3 protein-coding genes are annotated in these 5,919 nt (G+C 38.8%); all 3 read left to right on the top strand.

All coding sequences use genetic code 11. The annotated features are described in order from the left end of the window. Window positions 1-293 precede the first annotated feature (293 nt). From ACR2F7_RS13420 to ACR2F7_RS13410, 3 genes are read left to right on the top strand one after another with little or no spacing between them, the layout of a single operon-like run. On the top strand, window positions 294-3,203 hold the full coding sequence (locus tag ACR2F7_RS13420; protein ID WP_432714065.1) for a SusC/RagA family TonB-linked outer membrane protein: 2,910 nt from the start codon (window positions 294-296) through the stop codon (window positions 3,201-3,203). 16 nt (window positions 3,204-3,219) lie between these two features. After that, entirely contained in the window at window positions 3,220-4,806 is a 1,587-nt protein-coding gene (locus tag ACR2F7_RS13415) for a RagB/SusD family nutrient uptake outer membrane protein (protein WP_432714064.1), read from the top strand. A 22-nt stretch (window positions 4,807-4,828) separates the two neighbouring features. Next, window positions 4,829-5,833, top strand: coding sequence for a SusE domain-containing protein (locus ACR2F7_RS13410; protein ID WP_432714063.1), 1,005 nt, complete (start codon window positions 4,829-4,831; stop codon window positions 5,831-5,833). The last annotated feature ends 86 nt before the right edge of the window (window positions 5,834-5,919 follow it).

The raw sequence follows: 5,919 nt of genomic DNA, 5'->3' as shown, positions 1-5,919 counted from the left end.
ATTTGTAATAAATTGGGCATCAGTTCCTAAGATTTGTAAATGCTAATTTTATTGTATTACGTCCAGCGAATAATTGCGCCTATTTTGTACTTAAAAAAGTATATAATATTGCCTTAAAAATTTACCTAAAATATTATTTGGAATGTCCATTTGCACCTGTAAATTTAGCTTAGTGTTACACATGTAGATTGTTAACCAAATATTTATTCCAAAACACGAGTTCAAATATGAAAGTTTTTTACCTTCTTAAGCCCTGTTTATTTTTGTTGATTTTACTGTCAACATTTACGGCAATGGCACAGACCAGTTCACTAACTGGAACGATTTTAGATGAAACCGGACAAGCGCTTCCTGGTGCATCAATTCAAATTAAAAGCCTCAATAGAAGTACAACCACTGATGTGAGTGGAAAGTATCGTCTTACAGGTTTGACCAACGGTTCTTTTGTCATCACAGTGAGTTATGTAGGGTATACACCAACAGAACAAACGGTAAAGGTGACAGGCAATACCAATGCAGACTTCAGTGTAAAGCCAGATGCACAAAACTTAAATGAAGTTGTGGTTATTGGTTATGGTTCAGTTCAAAAAAAGGACTTAACAGGATCTGTGACTACAGTATCTTCTAAAGATTTCCAAACAGGTAACATCACCAGTCCTGAGCAATTGATTTCCGGAAAAGTTGCCGGGGTTCAAATTACCTCTAACAGTGGTCAGCCGGGTGCCGGAAGTGTAATCCGTATCCGTGGTGGTGCTTCGCTTAACGCCAGTAATGATCCTTTGATCGTGATCGACGGGATTCCATTGAGCGGATCTGACATCGGTGGTGCTGCTAACCCTTTAACATTGATCAATCCAAATGACATTGAAACTTTTACCGTATTAAAAGATGCCAACGCTACGGCTATTTATGGTTCACGAGCTTCCAATGGGGTAATTTTAATTACGACCAAAAAAGGAAAATCTGGTGCTCCAGATATTAACCTGAGCACTGTCAATTCTTATGGTACCATTGCAAAACAAATCAATATGTTATCTGCAGCTCAGCTTCGTGATTACGTAGCAGCGAATGATAAAGCTTATGACGATAATCCTGCACATACTTATTCTTCTTTACTAGGAAAAGCTAACACCAACTGGCAGGATGAAATCTTCCAGAATACCTTTACCACGGATAACAACATCAGCATTGCCGGAGCTTTCAAAAATGTGCCTTACCGTGTATCTGTTGGTTACCTTGATCAGCAAGGTTCTTTAATCACTGACAGGTTGAAACGTGCTTCAGGTGGTTTCCGTGTTTCGCCAAGTTTCTTTACCAACCATTTGAAAGTTGACTTAAACCTAAAAGGTACGTTAAGCAATTCTCATTTCGCCAATACAGATGCTGTACGTGCTGCTTTACAGTTTGACCCAACACAGGCTGTTCATGCCGACAACCAGTTTGGAAATTATTTTGAATGGATCACTGGTGATGTGCCTAATCCAAATGCGCCAAGAAACCCTGTAGCCCTTGTTGAATTAAAAAATAACGATGCCAAAGCTGACCGTTCATTCGGTAATGCACAGGTAGATTACTCCTTTCATTTCTTGCCAGAATTACATGCCAATGTTAACATAGGTTATGATATTGCAAAAGGACAAGGCTGGACAAGAGTTCCTGCTTTTGCGGCGCAGAGTGCTGCCACAAATGGTTCAATGACACATTTTTTAAGCAACCAAAACAATACTTTTGTGGAAGCTTATTTAAGTTATGCTAAAGACTTAAAAGGCATCAACAGTAATATTAATGCCACTGCAGGTTACGGTTATTACGATAATAATAAAAAAGATTATAATTTTGATACTTATAATGCAGCAGGAGATGTGCTAACCACGCCTAAATTTCCTTTCGGCATCGAGCAAAATAAATTGCTTTCTTACTATGGTCGTTTAAACTATACTTTAGCCAACAAATATATTCTTTCTGCCACCATGAGGGCAGATGCATCTTCCAAATTCTCTGAAGAGAATCGTTGGGGTTATTTCCCTTCTGCAGGTTTTACCTGGAGAGCAATAGGGGAAGACTTCCTTAAAAACAGCGAAGTTATCTCTGATTTGAAACTTCGTTTAAGTTACGGTTCAACAGGTAACAAAGATGGTATCGGCAATTACGATTACTTGTCTAAATACTACCTGAATTCAAATACAGGTCAATACCTGGTTGGTGGTTCTTACTATGACTACTATTCTCCAGCAGCTTATGATCCTGATTTGAAATGGGAAACTACCCAAACCTACAATGCAGGTATCGACTATGGCTTCTTTAAAGGAAGAGTATCAGGTAGTGTAGATGTGTACTACAAAAAAACCAAAGACTTATTGAGTACTATTGATATTCCGGTAGGGGTAAACTTTAGCAACAGGTTAACCACAAATGTTGGTAACATGGAAAATAAAGGTATCGAAGCCAGCGTAAATATTGGTGCCATTAAAGGTGAAAACCTTAACTGGGATTTCGGTTTCAATGTAGCTTACAACAAAAGAATGGTAACCAATTTAACGGTTAATTCAGACCCTAACTTCAAAGTTGATGCTGGAACCATTACTGGTGGAACTGGTATTAACATTAAATACAATACGCCTAACCAGATTCCTGGAACGTTCTTCGTTTATAAACAAGTTTATAATGCCGAAGGCAAACCTTTAGAAGGTGTATATGCTGACTTAAACAACGATGGCGTTATTAACACCAGCGATCAGTATTACTACAAGTCAGCAGAGCCTCAAGTTTTGTTCGGGTTCACTACTTCCCTTAACTATAAAAAATGGACGGTAAGTACAGTGTTAAGAGCAAGTTTAGGAAACTATGTATATGATAACATTTCTTCTAACTTTGGGGTAAGATCTAACATCTTAAGCCCGAGTGGTTTGGTTAACAATGCTAACCCTGATGTGTTATTCACTAATTTTTCCGGCAATCAATACTTGAGCGATTACTACGTTAAAAACGCTTCTTTCCTGAAAATGGATAACTTAAGTCTTGGCTTTAATGCGGGTAACATTTCTAAAACAGGTAAAGCCAACCTGCGTATCTCTGCAAACGTTCAGAATGTATTTGTCATCAGTGATTATAATGGTATAGATCCTGAAATAAGCAATGGTATTGATTACAGCATGTATCCTAGACCTAGAACATTTTCTGTAGGTGTAAACGTTGGATTTTAATTTTAAAGAATAGAATATGAAAAATTTACATAAGATATTAACATTATCCCTCATCTTATTGGTGTCAGTTGTTTCGTGCAAAAAGGACGATTTAAACCTGACACCCGTAAACGATAAAACCGCGGCTGATGTTTATGCAACGCCGGCAGGATATAAACAAGCATTGGTTAAACTATACGCAAGTTTTGGTCTAACAGGTGCGGGTGGTTCAAGTGCCAGTGACCTTGGTGGTCTTGATGCTGGTTTCTCTGATTTCCTCAGGTTATACTGGATGGCACAAGAACTAACTACTGATGAAGCCATCTGTTCATGGGGCGATGTTGGTGTTCCAGAATTGAATAATTCTTTATGGTCTACAGATAATGTATTCCTAAGAGGTTTATACTCAAGAAGCATGTACCAGATTACCGTGTCAAATGAGTTTCTTCGTGAAAGCACACCAGAAAAATTAGCAAGTCGTAATATCTCTGGAGCTGAGGCTGATCAAATCAATAAATACCGTGCTGAAGCCCGTTTCTTGCGTGCTTACCAATACTCAATTTTAATGGATGCTTTTGGAAATCCTCCTTTCGTAACCGAAGCAGACGCTATAGGTAAAGTAGCACCGAAACAAATTAAACGTGCAGATTTATTCAAATATGTAGAGTCAGAATTGAAAGCTATCGAAACAGAACTTCCTGCAGCACGTAGCAATGAATATGGAAGAGCTGATCAAGGTGCCGCATGGTCATTATTGGCTAGAATTTATTTAAATGCTGAAGTATACACCGGCACAGCACAATATAGCGAAGCCATCACTTATTCAGCTAAAGTGATCAATGCAGGTTATAGCCTAGCTCCACAATACAAAAACCTGTTCTTAACTGATAATAATGTAACAAGTAAGAATGAAATGATCTTAACCATCAACTACGATGGCGTAAAAGGGGAGAATTTTGGTGGAACCAGTTACCTGATCAATGCAGCCATAAATGGAGAGATGAATCCTGCTTCTTTTGGACTTCCTAACGGTGGTTGGGGTGGTAACAGAAGCAGAAGTAACCTGCCATTGGTATTCGGTGATTACAGCGGTGCTACAGATAAACGTGCCATGTTCTTTGGTACAAAATTAGCTACTGACGAAGTTGGTGTTTTTACTGATGGTTTAAGAATTACTAAATTCAAAAACGTAAGTTCAACAGGTGTTGCCTCCCCTTCAAATGGTGGCTCATTAGCCTCACTTGATTTCCCAATCTTTAGGTTGGCAGAGCAGTACTTAATCTATGGCGAAGCCGTAACCCGTGGTGGTAATGGTGGTAGTGCAGCGTTAGCCTTAACTTATTTCAATAACCTTCGTCAGCGTGCTTATGGCAATGCTAGTGGAAATGTTGCTTCCTTAAACGTAAACTTGTTTATCGACGAACGTGCCCGTGAACTTTACTGGGAAGGTTTCAGACGTACAGATTTAGTACGTTACAAAAGATTTACTTCAGGTTCTTATTTATGGCCGTTTAAAGGTGGTGTTAAAGCTGGTGTTGCTGTAGCAGAAACCAGAAATATCTTCCCTATTCCAACGGCTGATATGATTGCCAATACCAACCTTGTCCAAAACCCTGGGTATTAATATTATTATTTTGAAAATAGATATGAAATCATTCATCATAAAAACGGTAGCCTTGGGTCTAATGACGGCAGGTCTATGGTCTTGTAAAAAAGACGAAACTAAAATTATTGCTAACAATGGTACAGGTGGTGAATTAACCGCTTCTGTAAAAACCGTTGCCTTAGATAAATCAATGCTTGAAAAAGAAGTGGTTACCTTTAACTGGTCAGACGCAGCTTTCGGCTACCAGGCAGCAGTAAGCAATACTTTACAACTTGCTGTTAAAGGCGATAACTTTAAAACCATTAAAGAAGTAGCACTTCCAGCAAATATGTCAAGCCAAACTTTCAATGGTTTAGACTTAAACAATCTGTTATTAGGTTTAAACCTACCCTTTACAGAAGGTACTGACGTTGAACTAAGGATTAAATCAGCAATTTCAACTGCTGTAGCCCCGGTTTACAGCAATGTGGTTACCATCAATGCTAAACCTTTTCCATTAACGGCATGGGTTTATGTGCCTGGTGGTTACCAGGGATGGGTTCCTGAAACTGCTGATAGTCTGGTGTCTGTTACTGGCAACGGTATTTACACAGGTATCATCGGCTTTACTCCAGGTAATCTGACTTTCAAGATTACCACTGGTAAGAACTGGAATGTTGGTTATGGCGATGCTGGTGCTGGTAAATTAAGCTTAACTGGTGGTGATATTACAGCTCCTGCTGCAGGCGCCTACACACTGCTTGTAGATTTAAATGCAAATACCATTACTTTTACACCAGTTGTTTTTGGTATAGTTGGTGATGCAACACCGAAAGGATGGGATGTTGATACCGATATGACTTATGCAAATGGCGTATGGAAAGTAACTGCCGACTTAAAAGTTGGTGCTATGAAATTCAGAAAAGACCATGCCTGGGATGTAAATTATGGTGGCAGTGGCGGTAACGCTGTAGCTGGTGGTGCTGATATCAATATCACTACAGCTGGTAGTTATACCATCACTTTAAATACTACAACCCTTAAATACACACTAGTTAAGAATTAATATTTAATCAATCTACCCTGCAAAAATATATTTATGTTTTTGCAGGGTTTTTAATGCTCTGCTGTTCTAATTTTTATTCAACCTAT

The organism is Pedobacter sp. (assembly GCF_045628745.1).
GTDB lineage: Bacteria > Bacteroidota > Bacteroidia > Sphingobacteriales > Sphingobacteriaceae > Pedobacter.
Note: the sequence above shows the minus strand (reverse complement) of the source record. Positions and strands in the feature narration are given on the sequence as shown.